At 44.0% G+C, this 24,316-nt stretch carries 17 protein-coding genes and 3 pseudogenes; 7 read left to right on the top strand and 13 right to left on the bottom strand.

Annotated features, from left to right (window positions below; all coding sequences use genetic code 11):
• Nucleotides 1-94 precede the first annotated feature (94 nt).
• The 6 genes from ICC18_RS30950 to ICC18_RS30925 all read right to left on the bottom strand — a co-directional run bounded on the left by ICC18_RS30950 (nucleotide 95) and on the right by ICC18_RS30925 (nucleotide 9,419).
• Nucleotides 95-1,729 (bottom strand): ABC transporter substrate-binding protein, encoded by a 1,635-nt coding sequence (locus ICC18_RS30950; protein ID WP_188178275.1) that lies wholly within the window; start codon nucleotides 1,727-1,729, stop codon nucleotides 95-97.
• A 54-nt stretch (nucleotides 1,730-1,783) separates the two neighbouring features.
• A complete protein-coding gene (locus ICC18_RS30945) occupies nucleotides 1,784-2,668 on the bottom strand; it encodes a carbohydrate ABC transporter permease (protein ID WP_188178274.1) in 885 nt (294 codons plus the stop codon).
• 17 nt (nucleotides 2,669-2,685) lie between these two features.
• Nucleotides 2,686-3,666 carry an ABC transporter permease gene (locus ICC18_RS30940; RefSeq protein WP_188178273.1) on the bottom strand — a complete coding sequence of 327 codons (981 nt, stop codon included), beginning with the start codon at nucleotides 3,664-3,666 and terminating at the stop codon, nucleotides 2,686-2,688.
• Between the two features lie 2 nt (nucleotides 3,667-3,668).
• On the bottom strand, nucleotides 3,669-5,123 hold the full coding sequence (locus tag ICC18_RS30935) for a glycosyl hydrolase family 28 protein (protein ID WP_188178272.1): 1,455 nt from the start codon (nucleotides 5,121-5,123) through the stop codon (nucleotides 3,669-3,671).
• Nucleotides 5,124-5,415: 292 nt separating this feature from the next.
• The gene (locus ICC18_RS30930) at nucleotides 5,416-7,062 is read right to left on the bottom strand and encodes an ABC transporter substrate-binding protein (protein ID WP_188178271.1); all 1,647 of its coding nucleotides are present in this window, start codon (nucleotides 7,060-7,062) and stop codon (nucleotides 5,416-5,418) included.
• Nucleotides 7,063-7,094: 32 nt separating this feature from the next.
• Entirely contained in the window at nucleotides 7,095-9,419 is a 2,325-nt protein-coding gene (locus tag ICC18_RS30925; protein ID WP_188178270.1) for a helix-turn-helix domain-containing protein, read from the bottom strand.
• Between the two features lie 358 nt (nucleotides 9,420-9,777).
• On the opposite strand from ICC18_RS30925, the gene ICC18_RS30920 reads away from it, so the two are divergent.
• Nucleotides 9,778-10,437, top strand: a complete 660-nt coding sequence (locus tag ICC18_RS30920) for an extracellular solute-binding protein (protein WP_188178269.1) — start codon at nucleotides 9,778-9,780, stop codon at nucleotides 10,435-10,437.
• Between the two features lie 684 nt (nucleotides 10,438-11,121).
• Here ICC18_RS30920 and ICC18_RS30915 read toward each other — a convergent pair.
• Entirely contained in the window at nucleotides 11,122-12,930 is a 1,809-nt protein-coding gene (locus ICC18_RS30915) for a helix-turn-helix transcriptional regulator (protein WP_188178268.1), read from the bottom strand.
• Between the two features lie 185 nt (nucleotides 12,931-13,115).
• Here ICC18_RS30915 and ICC18_RS30910 point away from each other — a divergent pair, with 185 nt between their 5' ends.
• Nucleotides 13,116-13,946: a carbonic anhydrase gene (locus tag ICC18_RS30910; RefSeq protein WP_188178267.1), complete on the top strand. Its 831-nt coding sequence runs from the start codon at nucleotides 13,116-13,118 to the stop codon at nucleotides 13,944-13,946.
• A 447-nt stretch (nucleotides 13,947-14,393) separates the two neighbouring features.
• Here ICC18_RS30910 and ICC18_RS30905 read toward each other — a convergent pair whose 3' ends face one another.
• Together ICC18_RS30905 and ICC18_RS30900 are read right to left on the bottom strand one after the other, a co-directional pair.
• Nucleotides 14,394-15,962, bottom strand: a complete 1,569-nt coding sequence (locus ICC18_RS30905; protein ID WP_188178266.1) for a putative bifunctional diguanylate cyclase/phosphodiesterase — start codon at nucleotides 15,960-15,962, stop codon at nucleotides 14,394-14,396.
• 148 nt (nucleotides 15,963-16,110) lie between these two features.
• Entirely contained in the window at nucleotides 16,111-16,314 is a 204-nt protein-coding gene (locus tag ICC18_RS30900) for a response regulator transcription factor (RefSeq protein ID WP_223193023.1), read from the bottom strand.
• Nucleotides 16,315-16,672: 358 nt separating this feature from the next.
• On the opposite strand from ICC18_RS30900, the gene ICC18_RS30895 reads away from it, so the two are divergent.
• The 5 genes and pseudogenes from ICC18_RS30895 to ICC18_RS30875 form a co-directional block, all read left to right on the top strand.
• Nucleotides 16,673-18,364 (top strand): putative bifunctional diguanylate cyclase/phosphodiesterase, encoded by a 1,692-nt coding sequence (locus tag ICC18_RS30895; RefSeq protein ID WP_188178265.1) that lies wholly within the window; start codon nucleotides 16,673-16,675, stop codon nucleotides 18,362-18,364.
• Entirely contained in the window at nucleotides 18,351-18,536 is a 186-nt protein-coding gene (locus tag ICC18_RS30890) for a Spo0E family sporulation regulatory protein-aspartic acid phosphatase (protein WP_188178264.1), read from the top strand. The genes ICC18_RS30895 and ICC18_RS30890 overlap by 14 nt, the downstream gene beginning before the upstream one ends.
• Before the next feature lie 67 nt (nucleotides 18,537-18,603).
• Nucleotides 18,604-20,286 (top strand): methyl-accepting chemotaxis protein, encoded by a 1,683-nt coding sequence (locus ICC18_RS30885; RefSeq protein WP_188178263.1) that lies wholly within the window; start codon nucleotides 18,604-18,606, stop codon nucleotides 20,284-20,286.
• Between the two features lie 221 nt (nucleotides 20,287-20,507).
• Nucleotides 20,508-21,431 (top strand): annotated as a pseudogene (locus ICC18_RS30880) (right-handed parallel beta-helix repeat-containing protein); the annotation flags it as partial.
• A gap of 330 nt (nucleotides 21,432-21,761) precedes the next feature.
• Nucleotides 21,762-22,301, top strand: a pseudogene (locus ICC18_RS30875) (IS6 family transposase); the annotation flags it as partial.
• A 34-nt stretch (nucleotides 22,302-22,335) separates the two neighbouring features.
• On the opposite strand, the gene ICC18_RS30870 reads toward ICC18_RS30875, so the two are convergent.
• The 4 genes and pseudogenes from ICC18_RS30870 to ICC18_RS30860 form a co-directional block, all read right to left on the bottom strand.
• Nucleotides 22,336-22,758, bottom strand: a complete 423-nt coding sequence (locus ICC18_RS30870; protein WP_188178260.1) for a hypothetical protein — start codon at nucleotides 22,756-22,758, stop codon at nucleotides 22,336-22,338.
• Nucleotides 22,759-22,868: 110 nt separating this feature from the next.
• Nucleotides 22,869-23,528, bottom strand: a complete 660-nt coding sequence (locus ICC18_RS30865) for an MBL fold metallo-hydrolase (protein ID WP_188178259.1) — start codon at nucleotides 23,526-23,528, stop codon at nucleotides 22,869-22,871.
• Nucleotides 23,527-23,670: pseudogene (locus ICC18_RS34130) on the bottom strand (GNAT family N-acetyltransferase); the annotation flags it as partial. The pseudogene ICC18_RS34130 and the gene ICC18_RS30865, both read right to left, overlap by 2 nt.
• 85 nt (nucleotides 23,671-23,755) lie before the next feature.
• Complete coding sequence (locus ICC18_RS30860; protein ID WP_188178258.1) at nucleotides 23,756-24,280, bottom strand: hypothetical protein; 525 nt, start codon at nucleotides 24,278-24,280, stop codon at nucleotides 23,756-23,758.
• Nucleotides 24,281-24,316 lie beyond the last annotated feature (36 nt).

Genomic DNA, 24,316 nt, shown 5'->3' with positions numbered 1-24,316 from the left:
ACCTATAGATTTGATTTACCCAAATCTACAGATGCCCCCAATTACTCAAATATACAATAATGCATTCTTCATTGTGATGTATATTGAGAATATTTTACTTCTTTTGAGCGAGGAAGGCGTTGATTTGTTTCTTCAATTCTTCTTTAATTTTATCTACACCTGCAGCCTTCAAATCCGCATTCATCTTCGACAAGTTCTCATTCACGTCGCCGAAACCGGACAGTAAAAATGGAAGATACTTATCCATAACGGTGTTACATTTGGCAATTTCACTTTTTACAGGCTCTTGATCAAATGTAAATCCTGCCAATACATGTTTCTTGTACGTATCCGGTTTAAATTGATATTCATAATATTTTTGAACTTGCTCCGGCAAATCTGCTGGCATTCTGTTTAATGTCGGATTCCAGGTCAATTGGTAACCGGGGAAACCGTAATTTTTCGCCGGATCGACTCCATCCGGAATCTTCCACTGATTCGTTCCTACAGGCTCCCAGTTTGTACCTTTTATACCGTAAGTAAATAAGTCATTGTTCTCCTGATTGGAGAAAATCCAATCCAGGAATTCCATGGTTCTGTCAATTTTTTTGGAAGAAGCAGGTATGGCAATGAAGTTCCACGCCTTGCCATCCGTAGATTGAGTGCCTGGTTTCAATTCTTGATTGTTCTTAAAAATAGGCCAGAAACCAAGTTCAGCGTTCGGATTCTTTGCCTTTATTTTGTCTGCAGTTCCCTTGAAACCACCTACTGGTACATATCCGGCAGCTACTTTCTCTTCCTTACCTACTAGTCCATTCGGGTTTGCTAAGGTATCTGCCGGAATAAATTTGTTAAACCGCTTCGCTTGATTAAACTGGTTCATCACATAATCCAGACCGTATTTGGGATTAATGTTCGCCCATTCGGATGCCGGATCTCCAAGAGCTGCCACACCTGCAACGGATTTCCCATCATCGGCTATTTGAGCGTAAACGAAATTTTTCTTCGGATTTCCGATGCCGGTAAACGGAAATACTTTCCCCTCCAGCTGTTGTGCATTGATATCGGTAAATAATTTAAAGAAAGCCGTATTTCCGTAGTTACCAAATGGTACCATGTCTTTTTCGTTTTCTTTTACTTTTTCAAGGTAGTTATACAAATCGTCATAACTGCTGATATCCTTCATTCCGTACTTCTTTAATAAATCTTTTCTGTAAATTACGCCTTCCATATCCATAAACGTGTTTGTAATCGGAATGGCATAGGTTTTGCCAAAGATTTTATTGTCATTGATATATTCTGGTGAAAATGCCTTCTGAAGTCCGGGATATTGAGGGTTATTAAAGTATTTGCCCAAATCTGCCAATACGCCGTCTTTGGCGAATTTGTTCAATTCCCACGGAATAAAGAGGTCGACATCTTCTCCCGATGTCATCCACAATTGATGCTTGGTACCATAGTCGGCAGGCGGTGTCCATACAACATTCAAGGTCGTATTAAGAGTATCCTTCGTCCGTTTCTCAAACTCTCTGAAGGCGGGATCGACAGCGCGGTAATGCCCGTTTTCCGTCCCGAAGAAACGAATATTAAGCGTAACCGGGTCCTTCTTTTTTGCGGACGCAGTACTTTCTGCCGTATTGCCTTTAGGCGCAGTGCTTTCAGCCGGCTTGCTTGATCCATTGCTGCATCCAGCGATTGAAGCAGCAAGCATTGTTGCGGCAAGCGGCAATACCAAAAACTTTTTGTTCATGTTTAATCCTCCCCAATGATAAATAATGATATATACTAAACCGCTTTTGCGGGTCTAGCCCTTAACTGCTCCAACTACCAATCCCTTAACAAAGTACTTTTGTATAAATGGATAAACAAAAATAATGGGACCTACAGTGACGACGGCAGTAGCCATTTTGGCAGTATTGGCTGGAACTATATTATTAGCCATAACTAATCCTTGCATTTCATTCATTTGATTCATAAAGTCCACTTCTCTGAGTACCTTCATGATCAGATATTGCAAAGAATACAGGTCTTTATTGTCAATATAAAGGGTGGCTGTAAACCATTCGTTCCAGAAACCGAGTCCATAAAACAACCCGATCGTTGCCAGTGCAGGTTTTGCTAATGGAAGGATGATTTTATATAAAATATAGATGTCATTAGCTCCATCTATTTTGGCGGACTCCGCCAGCGAATCCGGGATTTGCTTGAAGAAATTTCTTAACAGAAACATATTAAACGGATTAATCAACACCGGTAGAATATAAACCAAGATATTGTCTCTTAAGCCTAAATATTTGGCGATTAGAAGGTACGAAGGGATCAAACCTCCGTTAAACAGCATCGTAAAATACACGAAAAAAGCAATTTTGTTTCTGTGAGTAAACGTTTTTACGGAAAGGGCATAAGCCATAGCACTCGTAAGGATAAGGCAAAGCACCGTACCCAAAACGGTGAAAGTTATGGTTGTCTTGTAAGCGTTGAATATAGCGTTATCCTGAAATATGACCTTGTAAGCAAATAACGAGAATTCTTTTGGAAAAAGAACAAAGCCAGTCGCTTGTACAGCTTTTTCGTCTGATAGGGAGCTTGCTATAAGAAGGATAAAAGGCACAATGCAAAATATTGAAAATATGGCCATAAAGAGATAAGAAAATAGATCTATTGCTTTATTCTCCAAGCTGGTTTTCATTTTTTTATCTCCTTCCTTTAAAAAATGGCTGAATCCGAATCATATTTCTTGGCAAAATAATTCGTTATATAGACGATGACAAAACCTACAAGTGCTTGATAAAGTCCGATCGCAGTAGTCATGCTGAAGTCATTCATTTGCCTAAGCATTCTGAATACATAAGTGTCAATGACATCAGTAGTCTGATACAAGGTAGGGTTGTCGCCTACAATCGCATAAATCATTCCTAAATCCCCGTCGAATATGTTTCCGATGCCAAATAAGGTCAAAAGCACTGCTGTTGTTCGAAGCTGAGGCAAGGTAATCTTTGTAATACACTGCATACGGCTGGCTCCGTCAATTTTGGCAGCTTCATATATTTCCTGATCAATGCCTGCAATTGCAGCCAAATATATAACGGAACCGAAACCTGCGGCTTTCCATATTTTTAAAACAACTAGTATGCCAACCCATAAATTCGGATTTGAATAAAAATTGATTTCCTGTCCTTCTTGAATAAAACCAAGCGCTTTTAAAACTGAATTAATAAATCCTACATCCGTCGACAGTAATGCAAAAACAAACATCGAAACTAATGTCCAAGAAATAAAATTCGGCAGAATGACAACAGATTGCGTCACTTTCTTAAAATACTTGGAGCTGATTTCTGATAGTACAAGGGCAATAAGGATAGAAAAAAACAAACCGGTAAAAAGAAACAATAAATTTAAATACACCGTGTTCAAGGTTACAACCAGCCAATCCTTTGAAGTGAAGAAATACTCAAAATTTTTCAGACCGACAAATTTACTTTTAAAAAGTCCTTTCATAATATTAAAGTCTTGAAAAGCTACGATAATTCCCACCATCGGGAGGTATTTGAATATCACAAAAAATAAAACACCTGGAAAAACCAATAGGTACAAGTAGAAATTTTGTTTTATCTCTGAGATGAAGGTCTTTTTCTTCTTCTTAATGACTACGCTGTCTGCTTTATTATTGCTCAAAGCTACATTCATTTTTATCCTCCTCCTTCTTCTTTTCGGAACTGAATGCCGGATACAAACTCATTGATCTCAAAATTCCCCTGCTCCGCACTCAAAATCAACTCGCCATTGATCCGCAAATTGGTAAAGGTGACCCCTTCCACACTCCGTTCACGGTCAAACCCGTATATTCGGTTTTTGTTTTCATTTTTGCCATTATAGGTCACATTCCGGAAATGAATGTTCTCAATACGTTTACCGGCAACAGGGTTATATTTCTCGTTCCACACCACGCGGATGTCCAGCAGCTGGCCCAGCTCAAAATCCTCCACACGGATGTTGTCATAGGTGACGTTCCGCACCGTGTTATTATCGCCGACATTAATATTCATGGCCCCCCAATAACCGGGCTGGGGCTCATGATGCTCCAAAATATCGATATTGCTGAACCGGATATCCTCGATCAAGTCGCCTCCCCGACGGTAGTCCCCATGTCCGCCGATATTCATCGCATGAGCTACGTCAGCCCAAAGGACGGAGTCTTTGACACTTACGCAGCGTGAATCCCCTCTATAATCCCAACGGCTTCCGTATACGGCAATACAATCGTCGGACGTCCGCAGGAACACATCCTCGATCTCAATATAGGAGCTAGCCATCATGTCGATGCCGTCGCACCATCCCCGCGTGCTGAAGGATTTGAAGTTGCGGATCCGGATATGCTCGGACTTGCCGATATAGATGCTGTAGTGAGGCGGGTCCAGCAGCACGATCCCTTCCACGGTAATATGTTGCGAGAAGAGGATTCGGACACCCCGGAACGCAGAGAACCTGTGGAAATCCGCTAAATACAGTACCCCTCTGCCGCGAATGGTTACATTCTGTACATGATCACAGACGAGGGACCCGACAACAATGGCGCCGCCGGCGATGTAGACCGTTTTTCCGGACGGAATGCGGAAGATCGTCTCCTCCAGATAGTGCATCCCCGGCCCAAAATAGATCACTTCCGGCGCCGCTCCCCCGGGCTCCTTCGGACTGCCCGCCAGCCGATGAATATCCTCCATCCGGTGGATGGCAGGCTTCAGGAACAGCACGTTCGGGGCGTCCGGTTCCGGCGGATTCTCCTCCGGAGCATTCGCGAAAAGGTGAAGATTGCCGAACCGGTCACCGTTCACTTCTATGGACAGCTTGCATGGTTCATTCAAACGGAAGGTAACAGCCGCTCCTTCCACCTCAAACGGAATTTGCTTCGAGAGGGGCCGGATAACGGCTTGATGAACAGGTCCCTTCCGGCTCTCGACCCGGACCTCTACTGTTCCTTCCATGTCGAAATAGGTCATGGATGCCTGTCTGACATTGTGCATGTCCACCTTCGCTTCATATACGAAGAGCGGCTGCCAGCTCTCCCCCGGAATGCGGACGCTAACCTCAAAATCATCCCGGCCTACCGCCCCTTCGGGTGCCTCCCAAATCTTTAATAAGCTCATCAACTTTTTCCTCACTTTAACAAGATACTCTCTTATCGTCTCGACGCTTTCAGTATGCACAAAAATAGCGCTTGCAGACTACTTTAATATATAACGAACACTGTGATCGAACTCTTTCAAACACTGCAATCGTGCATGATTCCTATGATTTTAGGAAAAGAGGAAAGGACGTCCTTCGAATGAAAAATCGCATAAGTAAAAAATGAAAAGAGGAAGGCGTAATGCCTTCCCCTCATAACTGATCCTTTATTCTTTTCCGGACTGATCGTGCGGCACAGTGACGGTTACAGGATTACTTACCGCCTTTATCAAGATACGCCTGGACTTGCTTGACCAGCTCTGCGCGGATCTTCTCCATTCCCAACCCGCGAAGTTCCTTGTTCATCTTCGCAGCCGATTCTCTCCAGTTCTTGTCGGAGCCTGTGACGAAGATAGGTTTGTATTCTTCAAGCTTAGGAGATACTTTGGCAATTTCAGTCTTTACTGGCGTTGCGTCAAATACAAATTGGGCCAGAGGCAGCGTATAATACGCGTCATTCGTTTTTACAAATTGGAGTACCTTTTTAGCATACGGATCCGTATCAGCATTCATGCGTTCATACATCGAATTCATCGACAATTCATACCACGGGAAGCTGTATTTCTTAGCTTGATCATCCGTACGCGAATAGCCATGATCTCCTACCTTGGTCCAGTGCACGCCTTCGATCCCCCAGGTGAACAGATCGTTGTTTTCCTGGCTGCTAAAAATCCAATCCAAGACTTTCATCGTACGGTCAACATTTTTGGACGTAACCGGAACGACAGCGTGGTTGTACGGGATATAGTTGGTTCCAAGAGCTTGGGGCTGAAGATTGGCGACTTTGGTGTTATAGACGAAGTACTCGATATCTGCGCCGGGAATAGCTTGTTGGATCGTTTTCTTAACATCAGCCATCCCTCTTATATTCCATTCATGTGCTGCGGCTTTGCCGGAATCGAACAGCACTCCGGGGTTCTTCTGAGCCAAAACATCTTTCTCAAGGTATTTGTTCCATTGAACATACTTATCCAGGTATTGGTACAGGTAATCCTGTTTATTATACGGAGCCGGGAGGTTTGCATAATCCGATGCCGGGTCGCCCAATGTTACTGCACCTAGTACCTTTTTGCCGTCATCGGAGAGAATCACGCTGAAATTCACGCCTGTACCGGAGATGAAGTACGGGTTGGTGCGAATGTTCTTCTGTACCTCTTCATTAGCGAACATTTCACCATTGGCAAAGCCGCGAGTATTGCGAACAGCCAGAGGAACCAGCTTCGGGTCCTGCTCCCTCACCTTATCCATGAACACCTGGAACTCTTCCATGGTCTTGATCGGTTGCAAGCCATATTTCTCGCGCAAGTCCTTGCGGTAAAAAATGACGCCCGGAATCTTCCAAGCCTCCGTCATTGGAATGCTGTAAAGATGGCCGTTAACTTTATTGGCTTCAATGAGTTCCGGCGGAAACGCTTTCTTCAATCCCGGGTATGCATCATTGTTGAAATACGTTTCAAGCGGCTGATAGTACCCCTTTGCAATATTCTGATACAAGGTTCCGTTGCCAAGATAGTCGAACGACAAGTCCACTTCTTCGCCGGCGGCCATCTTCAGTCCAAGCTTCAGCGTCAGATCGCCAGTAAACTCGATATCGAGCTTGGTATTCAGTGTATCCTTGGTGCGCTTCTCAAACTCGGCCAACACCTTATCCATCTCTGCCGGCTTTGATTGCAGGAACAGTAATTTCAATGTTACAGGTGACGGTGGCGTAGACGGTGCACTTGAAGCTGTGGAAGCATCGGCGCTCGGAGCAGTTGAAGCTCCGGCATCTTCATTACTTTTGGAGCAAGCTGCAACGGATAGCACCATTGTTGCAGACGCCATCAATAAGGTTGCGTTCTTGATCGACTTTCTTTTCATGTTGCGATTTCCTCCTTTCCATTTGATTACCATTAATTCAATCGATGCTCCATTCGGTAATGCTGCGGCGACTTGCCAGCGTACTTCTTGAACGAGACATAAAAGTAGTTGGAATTTGCTATGCCGACCATCTCACTGATCTTCGCCGCGGGATAATCAGTTTGGATCAGCAGTTCCTTGGCTTTCTCAAAACGGTAATTGCTGAGATATTGACTTATGGTCTCACCACATAGATCATTGAAAATTTTTCGGACATGGTTTTTGGTCATTCCGGTTTGCTTCACCAGGTCGTCAATGGTTAGATCCGGGTTGCTGTATTCCGTGTGGATGTACTCCTTCACCTTATCAACAACCTTGACGCCTCGTAATGAAAAATCATTATCCCGGAAATCCATGATCTTCTCGCATATTCTAACGTATTCTTCCTTGATATGGGCTAATGTGTCCCATTGACGCAAGGATTCCGATAATGAGGACAGATCCATGTGCAGCAGCTCATCATCATCTGTAATCACCTTCGCAACACGTTCCGACATTATCACCATTTGGGACAGGTACTGAATGATCTCTTCATATTGATACTTCGATATCGTCTCGAAAAACTCGTCTACAAGCTCCAGATGCTTCCGTTTGTTTCCCATCTTCATCTGATCCGTAATCATCTTTTCCAATTGGTAGGGGTATTCATCCGCCGGCATCCGCTGCGACATCTCCGGCACATAAGGGATTACCGTTCCCGTCCCGTGAACAATCCTGTATTGCGCAGCCTGACAAGCCTGGCTCCAAGAATAGGTCACCTGCACCAGACGGTGTACAACTGTACCAATGGATATGGTTACGGATAAGGGGAGATATTCCCTTATATTTCCCAGCACTTCGTTGAATGCTTTATGATAAGCATCGGCATGATGAGATTGCCCTTCAGACAAGTTTATTAGAACAGCGATCATATCATCGCTGTATTCGAATAGCTCCGCAGTACCGTAAGGCCGCATGGTTTCGTCAGCAATATTCATAATCGCATACTTAAACAGCGCCAGATCTTCAAGTTGAAATCTGTTACTTAAGGAATAATAATTATCGATTCGAATTGCGGCAGCCACATAAGGTCCTCCGTCAAGAAGGATTCCAAGGTTATGAATACGTTCAAGATTAGCAGGGGTTTCCTTAAACCCTCCAAGAATAACCTCTTTGAGCAGCTCCTTCTTGCCGGCATCGCTGTACCTTAATATGCTGCTCTGCAAATCCTGCACCCGTTCTTCTTGATGGGAAATCCATGATTCGATCATTTCATACTCGTTCGCATGCGGTGGATGCAACGGTTTGGTCGAACTCCCCCCTATTTTCCTCGCCAAATTCCGAACGGGTATGTAGATCGACCGAATGGAGAGAATAGCACTTACAATTGCGATAATGATAAATAGACCGGTAATACAGAGGATGAACCGCTGAACCATGATTACGGTACCCAAAATGCTGTTTTCCTCCACCATACTGATTGCGATCCATCCTAGTTGATCGGATTTCAAATATGCGACCAAATAGTTATCCCCTTTGATCGAAACACTGATTTGTCCCCTTGTATGTTCGGAATGCAAGATCTCATCGATATAACGTTCATCCGCAATACTTTTCATGAGATATTGCGGGTCAGAATGGGAAAGCACCATTCCCTGCTGATTGATAATCATCGATTGCCGTGATATTCCCTGCCCCGCCTTGCTTATCAGCTCTTGAAGCGTTTGTTGATTCAAGTTAACAACCAGCGCCCCATCTGAAGCTCCATCCTGCTTAAACTGTGTATAAACGATCGATAACAAATTCATGTCTACTGGCGTATTATTATAAGAAAACCGTTCCCTTCTTGGAATAAAAACTCCCCTGTTGCCGATTTTCTGTCCTTGTTTTAACAGTTCGGTCATCCCGTTGTCGTAGAAGGAATCTAACGTGTTTCGGGTGCTTTCGGAGGAAAAGACGGTGTCATGATTCATGTTATAAATATAAACCGATTCTATTAAGGGATTAGCTGCTTTTAAATCCACGAGCTTATCCCGGATCCGCTTGGATTGCATGCCGGTAAATTCATCCCCGTACATCGCATTAAATATCTCCGTATCATTCGTATAAAGCTGCCCGAAGTAGTAATAGGTAGACCTCAGAAGCACGTTAGCCGTGTGGTAATTTTGCTCTGTCATTGTATCAACTGATGCTTTGGCTTCCTTGGTTAAGCCTCTGGAGACGGTATTCATCATGAAAAACGAAACTACACTAACCAAAATCAGTACAAGCATAGAATGAAAAAACACCGTTTTCACCAATACCGAATTTTTCAAAGGAATACCTCTGATCCTTATCATTGTGAGCCCCCCGTATATGTCTATATTCTGTACGATTTGATGGATTTGCCTTTGCACCTTATGATAAATCATACAAGACCCATATCATAGAAGATTTACTAGTACGGTCATTGTAGCAAAAATATAAGCTCATTGAAAAGAAGATGGACATAAAACATGACGTGTAAATGTTGTAAAACACAACTTGATTAAGATCAAAAAAAACCACCTCAAAAAATAAGAAAATATGTTCTACTGGGTAACCCGAGCGAAAAGCAATTCAACGTTATATCACAAAACCATCGTCCGTGGCACGGAAACCATATTCATGTCTTTTTGAATTGTTGTTTGTAGCGGAGTCGTTAATCCGGTTTGCACAGTGGGAATTTGGCTTTATTCGGCAGGCGGCAGCATTCTTGAAATGGATAGTCCGCAAGCTATCAAGGCTCTCGAATTTTTGACGGGACTCATCCAAGACGGGGCTATGAGCAAAGAGGTTATCAATTGGACCCAAGCTGACGTAATGAAACAATTTACAGCAGGCAAAGCCGCAATGATAGTGAACGGCCCTTGGCAAATTCCCGAGATCAGGAGCATCGCTCCCGATCTGAAATTTGAGCTCGCTTTAATTCCGAGAGATCAGAAATTCGCTTCTGTGCTCGGCGGGGAAAATTTGGCGGTGATCAAAGGAAAAAAAGAAGATGCTGCGGTTCAATTTCTCGCCTATTTTGCCAATCCTGGTGTGATGAAACCGTTCAGCGAAAGCTTCGGCAACTTTCCTCCGAGAAAAGACGTCGCCGCCTATCCCTCGTGGACGAACGATCCTCACTTGCGCGTGTTTTCCAAGGAAATGGACTACGTGCATGTCCGCCCCCCCATACCGCATTGGCCGGGAATATCAAATGCGATATCGACCGCCTTGGTCAAGTCGCTTTCTCATTCTTCCACTCCTGCTGAAAGCAGCGCGGAGGCCCAGATAATCATCGAACGTCTTCAAAAAGTGAATGGGGATGCACCGGCAGTGGCGCATAGTCCTTGAGCGTCAAAAATATCCGCGATTCAGTGACTGGATCGCGGATATTTTTGTTAATTCGAGTATTATTCCCCAGAACTTTATAAAACTCATGATACAGCTTCATTAGCGCCTTCTTCTCGATCTGTGATACGTTTTGGGCTTGACTTGATCGATTTATTGCTAGCGACTATCTATCCTCCATTCAGTTATTACTTTTTGTATATTTACAAAGTTTGGAATTTCAAAAAAGTATCCTTATTTGCTTATCTCGTTATCTTTGCAGTACTTTCGGTCGGATTTGAATATGTCGCTATACTAGCAAACGTCTTTCAATATAATGGTTGGAAGCTGTTATATTCGTTTCCGGTATATCTTATTTCTTTGATCAGTGCACTATTATTCTATCGATTTATCACATCGAAGATACCAGAGGACTACATTGGTTAATCGTTTTAGAATTTTCATTTCATCCACTTTTTCTCCAACGCCTCTCGACCTTTTCGTACATAAAAATAGCCCCGATCGGCTCGGAGCGAAGCGTCTTGAGCCAGCTAGTCACTGCCCTAAACTCTACTTTCTCCACCTCGAAAAAACCCCATGCTATAAAACGAAAGCTAGCATAACCATCAGCTATTGAACATGCGACAAGCACAAAAAGCACTGTTGAGTATAATTCAGAAACGCTCAAGCGTTTTCGCATAAAAAATCCTAACCGGTCATCAAGCCTTCCGCACGTGCTTTCTCCACCGCCTCCTCGCGATTGCTGACGCCCAGCTTGCTGTAAATCGTAGAAATGTAATTGCGCACCGTTCCTTCGGACAAGAACAGCTTTGCCGCCAACGTCTTATAACGCATCCCCGAATCCAGATACTGCAATATCTCCATCTCGCGTTTGGTTAATCCGTAAAGAAATCGATCCACAGCGACCGGTTCGGCGACCTCGGAAACTCGATCGAACCTCTCAAGCATTTTGACCGTGATCTCCCGATTAATTGCGGTTCCCCCCGAATGAACGAGGCGTATTGTCTCGATAAGTTCTTGCAATTGCACCGACTTCAGGCAGTACCCGTCAGCGCCGTTCTTCAAAGCGGTTAGCGCCTGATCCAGCTCCTCGAAGGTGGACATCATCAACACCTTAATTTCCGGATAAGCTTGTTTGATTTTCTTTAAAGCGGAAATACCGTCCATTACAGGCATATGCATGTCCATGAGAATCAGATGCGGATTCGTTCGTTCGCAAATGTCTATAGCTTCAAGTCCGTTCCTGGCGGTAGCCGTTACTTGGATCCCGTCCTCGTTCTCAAGCAAGGCCTTTAATCCTTCCAATACGATCGGCTGGTCGTCCACGATAGCGATATGGATGACTTGCTTGGTCTCGAGCGTTTGAAACGGTAGAAAGCAAGTCACGATCGTTCCGTTCCGAGGATCGGACTGGAGCTGCAGGCTTCCGTTCAGAGCCTCGAGTCTCTCCCGCATACCCGTTATGCCGAAGCCGGGCTGCAAAGCCTCATGTCCCGATCCGTTATCTCGGATCTGCAGCACAATGCGATCCTTCTCGAAGCGAAGCATCACGTTAATACGATCCGCCTGGCCGTGCCTAACCGAATTGGTCAGCGACTCTTGCAAGCAGCGCATGAACGTAAACCGGCTTTGCCGAGGTACAGGAATAGTATCCCCTGACTGATCCAGCTCAATCTTCACGCCGGTCTGCTGCGCAAAGGCCCTGGCGATATCGTCCAGCAGCACCGGAAGAGGCAAGTCCGTTTGTCCCGTTTGCATATCGTAAATATGCCTGCGAATTTCCTCGAAGCCCTCCCTCGTCAGGGACAGGAGCGTTTCCAGCTTGCTCTTTACCGTGCCCGGAGCCATTGAGACGCGAAGCGACTCCATACCCATGATCAGGGATGTGAGCATGTGTCCGATCGTATCGTGCAGTTCGCGAGAAAGCCGGTTGCGTTCCTCCAGAAGCGTTATTTTCTCAATCTGCTTTATATTTTGCACCAACATTCTGTTCTGCTCTTCAATGATTTTGCTTTGCTTGCTCGAAATAATCAGCAGACGAAATGCATATCCCAATCCGTAAGAAACGCAATAATTGAAAATGATTCCGAACAAGATGGTATCCCAGGAATTGTTCATATGCCAACCGAGCCAAGCCGGGAAGGCGAAGGCGGCTAGAGGAGCCAACCACATGGGCGCGTAACCGGCGCTATTGTAACCGATCATGAAAGAAATCGGAAGGAGATACAAATGGGTGTCCGGGTGCGATTGGTTCAGCAGGAACAGGATCACTCCGGGAAGCAGCAGCTCGCATGCAGCATACAGTTGCTGATTGATCTGCATAATCAGGTACGGAACGGATATGACAATGCAAGTAGTACCCAGCTTGATCCAGAAAGGAAAGCTCCACTGCCCCTCGATCTCCCATAATAGCGCAATAATAGAAATGCACCAGCAAATCCTGAGCGCAATCATGAACCAATCGTACCATTCCCATCGTGCTATCAGACCGCGCATGACGATACCTCCAAGTTGTTTTATTACATTCCATTATATCGCGTAGTCACGTCGAATCATATGACAATCTATCATAGGGAAGAAGTGACGTTTTATAACTGGACGATATGATCCTCGTTTTTGTTAAATAATGTGGTGTGGAATCATCCAAGATGAACTTAAACGAAGAAACGAGGAGAATGTCAATGAACAGAAACACAGTAATTCGTGGAATGATGGCTGTTGTACTTACTCTGCCGCTGGCGGCGTGCGCTGCTCAGAATAGCGCAATACCCAGCGCCAGCTCCAGTGCCAGCTCCAGTGCCAGTGCCAATGTAACTGCAACGAAGCCCGCTCACTGGTCTTACTCGGGTGATACGGGCCCTGCCAAATGGACGACTCTGGATCCGCAATATGCCGCATGCGCGAATGGAACCGAGCAGTCCCCTATCGATATTGAGCTTTCTCAATTAAAAGTGGACAAAGAATTAGGCAAATTCGAGACCAATTATAAACCGACCGCCTTCACCCTGATGAACAACGGGCATACCATTCAAGCGAATGACGCATCCGGCAGCAATACCATAACCCTTGATGGCAAAGTTTACACGCTCGTTCAACTGCATTTCCATAAACCTAGCGAAAACCAGATCAACGATAAAACTTTCGATATGGAGATGCATCTTGTACACAAGAATAGTGAAGGCAAGCTTGCCGTGCTCGGCGTTCTAATCAAATCAGGCAGTGAAAACAAACAACTGGCGGAAATGTTCTCGAAGCTTCCGAAGGAAGAAACCAAGGAAGATCTCAAGCTGGATCAAGTCATTGATTTGAACGCACTGCTGCCACAAGATAAAAAAGCATTCCGATATAAAGGCTCGTTGACGACGCCTCCTTGCTCGGAAGGGGTGGACTGGACCGTGCTGGAGGAACCGATTGAACTATCCGAGAAGCAGATCCAGGCGTTCGGCGCTATTTTCTCCGACAATCATCGACCTGTCCAGCCGCTCAACGGCAGAACGGTCGTCACCCAATAATGCCTGCGACCGCCGGGGTATGGATCAATGAATCACCCCCGCTGTTGGCGGACGCCCTTCTTACTCATTTCCGGGTATACGAGTACTGTGGGGTCGTTTGAAGTTACGATACGTGACATGGAGGTAGGAATAAATGAGGAGAAATTGAAGCGATCGTTTGCAAATCCGTCAGACATACGCATGGGCTTTACGGCAAAGGATTGCAAATTGAATGCATACCGTATCAGGGCATTACCGTAACCTTTCAGATCCCACAATAAGGAATGAACCAAAAAGTTCATTCCTTATTTCCTTTCTTCTAATTTATGATACCACTTGTTGATATAAGGACTTGGTTGCTCATTTAATTCCTCCGTTAACACGGCCGTGAGCAGGTGATATTGGCGATGTACGGATGAAGTGGCGGATCATAGCCGCATATAACGATGCCGATCAGCATTCGAGCCATTAGCCTACATAGACATCCTCAGTTTCAATCACCGGACCAAAGTGGAGACCGCTCGTTCCGAGCATCTCTGCTAATTGGGACTCCGTAAGTGGCTTGCTGTACAAATAACCCTGAGCCTTCTTACAGCCTCTCTCCAGCAAAAAATTGTGCTGCTGCACCGTTTCCACGCCTTCAGCGATCACTTCCAAACGGAGGTTGTGGGCAAGACCGATGATCATCTCCGTAATGGTCACGCTATCTTCGTCTTCCGGCAAATCCCGGATAAACGACCGGTCTATCTTCAGAGCGTGGACAGCGAGACGCTTCAAGTAACTTAACGAGGAATAGCCGGTGCCGAAATCGTCAATAGAAAGGTAAACGCCGATTTTTTTCAACTCTTCAAACGTGATAAGCATTTGGTTCGTGTCGGTCATCAGAGTACTTTCCGTCATTTCTATTTCAAGCCGCTCCGGATCCATTCCCGTCTCTTCCATAATATCTCTCAGCTTGCGGGCGAAATCCGGTTGTTGCAGCTGCTTTACGGATACGTTCACAGCGACCCGGACCGCCGGAAACCCCCGATCTTGCCACATTTTGTTCTGTCTGCACGCTTCTTTAAGAATCCATTCACCGAGCGGAAGGATAAAATTGCTTTCTTCCGCTATACTGATAAACTCCATCGGCATAATGAGCCCGCGCTCCGGATGGTTCCACCGGATAAGCGCTTCCACGCTTTCAAGCCGTCCTGTCTTGAAATCGATACGCGGCTGATAATAGAGCTCGAACTCTTTGCGGAAGAGCGACTTGTGAAACTCCGACACAATTTGAAAGTAATTGTTGACACGTTTTTCCATTGCAGGTCTGTATATCTGATAACTGTTACCTCCATTAACTTTTGCATGGTACATAGCCATGTCCGCGTTTTTCATCAACACATTGATATCGCTTCCATGCTCAGGATACATGCAAATCCCGATGCTCGGCGTAATGCGGACTTCGCGGTCCTGTAAATAAACGGGCATGTTCAACGTTTCGACGATCATTTTAGCAACATATTGCGCATCTTCGGCAATTTCCAAATCCGGCAGCCAAAGCACAAATTCATCACCTCCCAAGCGGGCGAGAAAATCTTTATGCCTCACACAGCGTTTCATCCGGTTGACGACTTCCACGAGCAGCAGGTCGCCGGCTTCGTGTCCCATCGAATCGTTGACCCATTTGAATTGATCCAAATCAATAAACATAACCGCCATGAGCGAACCATTGGTTTGCTGCAAGTTGTTCAGCTTCATGGTGAAGCTATCCATGAAATAGCGTCTGTTAGGCAATCCGGTCAGTAGATCATAATAGGCGATTTGCCTGATTTCCCGTTCGGCCGTTTCAAGCTGCTTGAACTTCCTGAAAAGAATATATACGAGAGAGCAAGCGGATAACACAAGAACCATTTTCAACAAGATGTGCCATGTCCCGTGTTCGATATTCATCACAACCGAAGCTAATTGACCTTCCGATTCGATAAGGACCACCAGCAGCAAAAGAATAATAAGGAACTTAAACAAACGTGTTGTCTGTTTTGGATATGCTTCCATCGGAATCCCCCTTGTTTTTTGTCGAATTATAAAGTGTTTTGTCGAATCATATACTAATAAAAACTTTGTCACAACGGGTAGTCACGTCATGTCATGAACCATAATATGACATTCAGTGGGTGAAACCATAAAAGAAACACCGAATTGACTAAGAAAGCTCAATCCGGTGTTCAAGGCATTCCTTTCTTGTAATGGCGGAGATGTAATTGCTAACCGTTCCTTCTGACATAAACAGCTTGGCCGCTAACGATTTATAACGCAAACCGGAATCGAGATACTGTAAAATTTCCATCTCTCGTTTGGTTAAACCGAAAGAAAATTGGTCCGACGTAAAATGGAACCAAAGTGACAATAAGGGCAACGCCCAGCCTGATCCAGAACGGGAAGCTCCACATATCCTACACTTTCCACAACAAAACCAATATGATCGTGCACCAACAAATCCGCACTGCAAAAAAGAACCAATCGTTCCACTGCCATCGTTTCAACAGATCGTGCATGATCGAAATCCTCTCTAGTTATAAAATAGATTGTTTTATGTCCATCATACCAGCTTTGTTTTGCCGGGGGTGTCAAAAATGAGATGACAAAATGTCACGATTAAATAAAATGACGTTTTATGACTGTTTGTGTGATCTTTTGTCGTATAAAATGAACTTGTTTTCAAATGAATTTCTATGCAATCAAAAAAAACAGGAGGGCGATAAACGATGGTCAACTACATGAAATCGGTTCCCGGGTATGTTTGGATCATCACACTTGTTTGTTACATATTGCTCATTCCTACTGAAATTTTTGTGCCGTGGCCGGAAAAACAGCTGGCTTGGACGATCACTCTGATCCCTTGTTTTTTCTTCTCCTACCAGTTCGGACTGATGGGGGGCTTCTCTATATCGCTCCTTACTCTTACGTTAAATTCTTTGTGGCTGTGTGAAGAATTTCTACGCGATTATCTTCAATACTCTCGGGTAATCGAGGCCTCGGGACTATCGATAGCAACCTTCGGATTTGCAATCGGAACCAGTGTTCTTTCCGAGAAACTGCATGAGAAACGGAAGTATGCGGAACGTCTGGCCTACGAAGATACGTTAACAGGACTATATAGCCGCTTGTTCCTCTATCAACAAATAGACAGGTATGTGAAGCAGACGGAGCGCAAGAACATAACATTTGCCCTGCTGTTTCTTGATATCGACGATTTCAAATTGATCAATGACACCTACGGGCACGATACGGGCGACAGCGTTCTCCGGAACGTTGCGCAAAGGTTGGAAGAAAGCATCCATGTTGAACATATAACGGCCAGATTGGGAGGAGACGAATTCGCCGTCGTTCTGACGGTTGCGGACATGGAAACTGCCGAGCTTGAAGCGAGCCGTATCCTAAATCGAATATCGCTTCCAATAGAACTGGACGGGGTTATAATGACAGTCAGCTGCAGCATCGGCATCTCCATGTTTCCGAAAGATGGAAGCGACGTGAAGGAGCTCTTCCAAAAATCCGATCTGGCTATGTATTCAGCCAAGCACAATGATAAAAACGGCTTCCGTTTTTACCAGGAGGGAATGAGAAGCGAGCTGTTGGACTCCAAGTTTCTCGAACAGAGAATGCGCCAAGCATTCGAAAAAAATCAATTCGTACTTTATTACCAGCCTCAAGCGGAAATGGCAACGAAAAAAGTGATCGGGTTCGAAGCCCTGCTTCGTTGGCATGATCCGGAAGAGGGATTTATCCTGCCGTCTTCTTTTATTCCGACTGCTGAACGGACCGGACTCATTATCAGGCTCGGGAAGTGGGTGTTGAACGAAGCGTGCCGGCAATGTAAGGATTGGCAAACCTTCTATGGCTCAAACATTCGAATTTCCGTCAACGTCTCCGTGATACAATTTCTAGATCCAGCTTTTGTCTCGCAAGTGAGGGAAGCGCTGGAGAAATGTGGTCTCGCTCCCTCCTCACTGGAATTGGAAATAACGGAGAGCATCTCTATGCTTCATGAGGAAAGCTGCCTCCGGAAGCTTGATGAAATAAAATCACTTGGCGTAAGATTGTCCCTTGACGATTTCGGCACCGGCTTCTCCTCGCTCGGTTGCCTTGTGAAATATGCTGTTGATGCCATTAAAATCGATAAGTCTTTCACCCAATCTATCCAATCAAACTATAAAAATGCCTTCATCCTTGAATCGGTTCTTTCACTGGCACACCTGTTGGATCTTGAGGTCATCGCCGAAGGGGTGGAGACAGAGATGCAATATTCTTTTTACCTCGGTTTGTCCTGCGATTTCTTCCAAGGCTACTATCAGGCCCCTCCCCTATCTGCCGCTGAATCGAGTGAGTGGCTGCGCAAAAATATGGCACTGAATCGAAACCTGGAGACAGGAGGTCTACTTGATGAAAAACGATGAAAAACAAATCAATGAATTGTCCCATTTAATTGAAAAGAACCGAATAAAAATGGTTAAGGCGGTAGAAAATTCGCAATCTTTCCTTAGCCCCAAGGTCTATCGATTAAGCATGAAATTGGACCGGCTTCATATGCTGTACGAAAAATTAAAAGGAAATCCCCCTCCCTCCTGACATCATTTCAATTGATGATCTGGTATGCTCCGTTCAATACGCAAATAAGATCGATGGAGGTCTGTTCATGAGAACCATACGTATAAAACTGCTGCTATCCTTTGGCTCGATTCTGCTACTGCTGCTAATTCTTGCCGCGTTGACCTACTCCAATATGGACAAGGTCAATCGGCATATCAACAATTCGGTTAAAACTGATCTTCCTTTATTGATTGCAGGCGAACAGCTTCGTTTTGTGGTTGCACAGCAGCTTGCTTTGGCCCGAGGCTTCGTCTTATACGGAGATGCGGATTATAAGACAAAATTCCAAACCTATACGGAACAAAGCGCTCAGATTGATCAAATACTGCTTCAATCCGACAGTACGGATGCGGTCTTACCACTTATAAATACACATCAAAATTTGAATACTGAATTCCAGAACCGGATATTCCCACTTGTCGAATCAGGAAATAAAACTCAGGCCATGACCGTTATGCAGCAACAATTGGAACCGCAGGCACGCCAATTGCTGGATGATTTTGAGTCCCTTGCGGCGAATAGGGAAACGGACATGAAAGCTCAAGGAACCGATGTCGCTCGGAACGCCGATCAAGTAAAAGCATTGATCCTGTTTGTATCCTTCTCCGTATTTTTGCTTGGCTCCTTACTTGCTTACCTGTTGACCGGGTATATCGTGCGTCCGATCATAGCGGTTTCCGGAAGAATGAAGGACATTGCCCAAGGAGACTTCCGTCCGGTCACGCTCCAAAGCAAGCTGAAAGATGAAATCGGAGCGTTAATACTCTCTATGAATGAGACGCTCTCGCATTTGCGCCCGATCATTCGGCAAATTCGCTCTGCTTCACAAGAGATCGGACAAACTTCTGCGGATCTGTCTTCCGCAGCGAACGCATCTTCGCAATCCTCCAAACAAATTGACGCTGCCATGGAACAAATCGTCAAAGACTCTTTCCATCAAGGAATGCAAACCGAAGAAAGCAGTAAAGCGATGGAAGAGATGTCGCACGGCATCCAACAAATTGCAGAATCTGCTTCCGAGGCTTTGGAGATGTCTTCAAGCGCATCCCAAAAAGCTTCTGAAGGTATGCAACATATTCTGCAAACACTGAAACAAATGCGGGAAATTGAAACGTCGGTACTTCAAACTGCATCTGTAATGGAGCATTTAAGCGGTCAGTCGCAGATTATTGAGGATATGGGAAATCGCATTAAAGAGATTGCGACACAAACGAATCTTTTGGCCTTGAATGCATCCATCGAAGCTGCCCGTGCACAGGAGCATGGAAGAGGGTTTTCCGTGGTTGCCGGTGAAATCAGGAAACTCGCTGTGCATGCCGAAGAGCTTACCTCAACCATCCTGGGTTCGGTTAGCGGAATCCAACAACAGATCGCTCAGTCAGTGCACCATTCGCATTTGAGTTTGTCAGAAGTCCATCAAGGCAAAACCAGCATGGAACTGGGAGCGGAAATGTTTCAAGAAATCGTTCATTCCAACCGGCAAGTCGCATCCCGGATGGAGGAAATAGCCGCTTCCATCCAGGAGATGTCTGCCGGTTCCCAGCAGGTGAGTGCATCCTTGATCACCTTGGCCGATTACGCCAAACATTCTGCCGATCGCACGAGCGAAGTCATGGCTTCCAGCGAGGAAATGATGACTACCATGGAACATATGGCTTCATCTTCAAGGTCGCTAAAGGAAATGGCGGATTCCTTACAGCATTCAGCTGCCACTTTCATTCTGGAATAAAATACCAGATAACTTGTAGTTTTTCGGAGCAAGCTAAGAGGCAAGAGATAAAAAGACGACCTTCATTCCCAGTTTTTGGGGACGAGAGTCGTCTTTTCAGTATCTATTAACCGTGAATATAGCATTCGATTCATTCCTCGATAAAGTAGGTTCAATCTATCAACAGTAATGCCCAGACCCTCCAAATCCGCATTCATCTCCAGATATTTACAACATTTCAAATGAAAGAAAGGGTGCGAATAATAATGAGAAATACGAAAATCTCACTTCAACCAAAGACCTTATGGCATTTTGCCGTCAGCTTTATTCTGACGTTATCGCTTAAGATTCTGTTAACGAGCCTTCCCGTGAAGGCGGCATTCGATACGAGCACGATTTACAAAATCGTCAACAAAAACAGTGGCAAGGTACTCGACGTTGCTAATATGTCGACGGCGGACGGGGCGAATGTGCAGCAATGGACATCCTGGAGTGGAGGAACGAATCAGGAATGGCAGATCGTAGATGCCGGCAGCGGTTATTACAAATTCATCAACCGCAACAGCGGCAAGGCGCTCGACGTCTATAATATGTCGACGGCGGACGGGACGAACCTGCACCAATGGTCGTCATGGAGCGGAACCAACCAGCAATGGCAATTAGTCGCCGCTGGCTCGGGACCCGATAGTAACGGCATCTATGTAGCTGCGAACGGCTCCGCAAGCAATCCGGGGACGATTGACAGACCTACCACTTTGACAATGGCGCTTACGAAAGTGGCAGCTGGAGGCACCATCTATATGCTCGGCGGCACGTACAGCTATTCCTCTACGATAACCATCGCCCGCGACAATAGCGGCAGCAGTGGTGGACGCAAGAAGATTTTCGCTTACGGATCCGAGAAACCTGTCCTGGACTTCTCCTCTCAATCGTTCGGATCGGCCAACCGCGGATTGCAGATTTTCGGCCATTATTGGCATGTTAAGGGGGTAAGAGTTACCGGAGCCGGCGATAACGGCATCTTCATCGGCGGCAACAATAATATTATTGAGAACGTAGAGACCGATCACAACCGCGATTCAGGGTTACAGATCTCCAGGTACGATTCGTCCCTTACCAATATGTCGGATTGGCCGAGCAACAATCTGATTTTAAACAGCTATTCATGAGCCCCCATGGCATGTAGCCATAGACTTAACCATGTTCCCTTAAACCCTGTATGCCCGGTAACAAATACGTGCTTTCCTTTCCAAAAGTCGGGATCAACCCTTCCTAGCTTCGGCATGACCTACTCCCTCCTTCTCCCCTATCTTGTCGTTTAAATATAGTATGTTTGAAGCCTTGCACCCGAAAGTGACAACTATCTATACGTCAAAATAGGAGGGAATGCTGTGATGATGATGATCGGGTTGTGGTGCAAAGCTCTAATTCATGATAATTGATAATGAAGTCATGGGATGGAGCAGCTTATTTTGGAAACGAAAATGGATTTATTTGAATATGGACCCGAAATCGACAAATGAATCCATCCCTTTTTGAAACCTACAAACGATTCTTGGAGGACTGACGAAACCTATGTCAAAGTCAAAGGTCAGTGGAAATATCTATATCGGGCAGTTGATTCTATGGGGAAAACCATTGATTTCATGTTATCTGAAAATCGGGACATGCCGGCAGCTAAGCGTTTCTTTACAAAGGCCTTGTCCTCTCCACATAATAAAATCCCACGTGTAATCACCTTGGATAAAAATCCAGCATATCCACCAGCAATACAAGAATTAATAAAGTGGAAATCCCTACCAAAAGAAATCTTGATTAGACAGACAAAATATCTAAACAACATTGTGGAGCAAGATCACCGATTCATTAAGAAAATCACAAAACCGATGCTTGGTTTCAAATCATTTCTAACTGCAGAACAGACGTTAAAGGGAATCGAGGCTATGCATATGATTAGGAAAGAGCAGGCCGAAAATAATTCGTCTGTCCTCTCTGCAGTTGAATGGCTTTATAAAATATTTGGTATTATGGCATAGTTAATTACAATTTATTGGGAAATTGCTATCTTTTTTAATTCTTGCACCTTGGATCGATTGAGAGTGCAGACCTACCACCTCTACCGATGATAGACGAATAAATTAATTGTAATTTGTGAGACCACTCATTATAAATATAATTCGTTTTCTGATCATTATGAAGGTTTTCTGATTGAGGGGGTTGATATACATCACCTTCAAAACGAACCCAATAAGGCAACTCTTGGAGGTCTACAGGGAGTTCTTTTTCCATTTGATTAAAGTCATCTAGAAAAGCTCTACCTTTATCTGTAACCTCAAAAGAATCGTGGATTCCTGTTTTTATAACTTTGATGTAACCATTAGCTTCAGCGACCTTTAAAAAATCTCTAAGCTCATACTCCTTCATTTTATATAATTCATGATTCAAAAATTGTTTGTCTAATATTCTCTTTAATACACTGAATAAAAATCTCATAGCGGAAAACCTCCATTTACTATCCTTTTAATGGAATAATTTGATTTGTAATTAGCACCCAATACTATAAAATATTACCATATAATAGAAAAGGAGGATATCTGTTAAATCTATTTTATTCTATTAATGGGGATTTTCAAAGTGAAACTAAAGTTCAAGTTATTATCATTCCTATTAGCGTTTTCCATGATGTTTTCTTCTTTATCACCATCTGTTTTTGCTGAAAAAAATCCAATAACAAATGCTTTAGAAGTTGAATTTAAAACTATTAATCCCGAAAATGAATGCTTTGAGAGCACCAGATCCCCCTTTACGGCAATTTTTTCTTCAGGAAGGTACACGAATGCATCACTTTGCGTGTGACCGCCGCCATACGTGATGAGTTGCACGGTCCGATCACTACCTTGAATACTCATCTGCTGATCAAAAGTTATGGTTGGTAGTGTATATACCAAATTGGGGAGTAATTTCATGTACTCACGGTCACTTGCATTTTCCCATTGCATTTCCTTTTTTAACTTTTCGTCTGTCTCTTTTTTTATTTTGTCCTCGAGTTCGTCGATTGCCTGATAAATGGGATCCGGGTTTGACAATTGCTGATCTAACCTGTTTTTTCCAAATGCGACCATAATTTCACATGTAGTTGATGTAGAAATTATTTCAGAAGTGATGTCTTTGGAGAACAGAATACGGTCTTGACCCTTACCAACGTAATCAGTTGCTATTGAATCTGAGAATCCCATCCGTTTATGAAATAAAACAGACCCCATCTTCGACAATGAAACTTGTTGTTTGAAAATGTTCGAAAAATAACCGTGGTAGGAGGTGCGTCATCTGCCGACCACCCCACCAATCATTTAATACATCGATTACCTTGAAATAGTCTTCATCAATAACCATCCGCGTTTTCATCATCATTTGACGGCAGATTTTTGTACCGCTACTCGTGTAGCCACTCCTGACAATGGAATGGTTTTCTTTGAATAATGCTTCTCTTTTATTTACTTGATCTTGTTTCATTTTTAATTTGATTTACTAATTTTACAATCGCAATGTCAGCTTCGGTAGAATAATAAATGTAATTATTTTTGTCAAAGTCTAACTTCCACCAAAGCCAATGAAGTCTCGATTTGTTTCTTATTTCGGACTTAGATACGATAAAAAATATTTTTCCTTTATCATCAATATATGTATCTCTTCCCTTATCTGTATTATAAGCAAAGCTAAGTATAATTTTGGATTCAATATGTGCTTTTTCATTGGGAACTTTTTTTACAATTTTATCTTTGTTTATGTCAAAGTATTTTTGAATGAGTTCGTGGTTCTTGTAATAAATGTTATTTTCATAGAAGTAAAATTCGTTCGCACCTCCAAAATCAGTAAATTTCATTATGGATGGTACAATGTTTTCAACTTTATATAGCAAGAGTCCACTCCCTAGTATTAAGAGGGCAATTATCGAGTAGAATAATTTTCTTTTTGTCATTATAACCTCAAAGTTTTTTATTTTAACGAAATCCATGTTTTCACTTATATTAACAAGTCTAAAATTGTAAGT

The sequence above is a fragment of the Paenibacillus sedimenti genome (genome assembly GCF_014534655.1).
Taxonomy (GTDB): domain Bacteria; phylum Bacillota; class Bacilli; order Paenibacillales; family NBRC-103111; genus Paenibacillus_E; species Paenibacillus_E sedimenti.
This window is presented reverse-complemented; position numbering and strand designations above follow the sequence as displayed.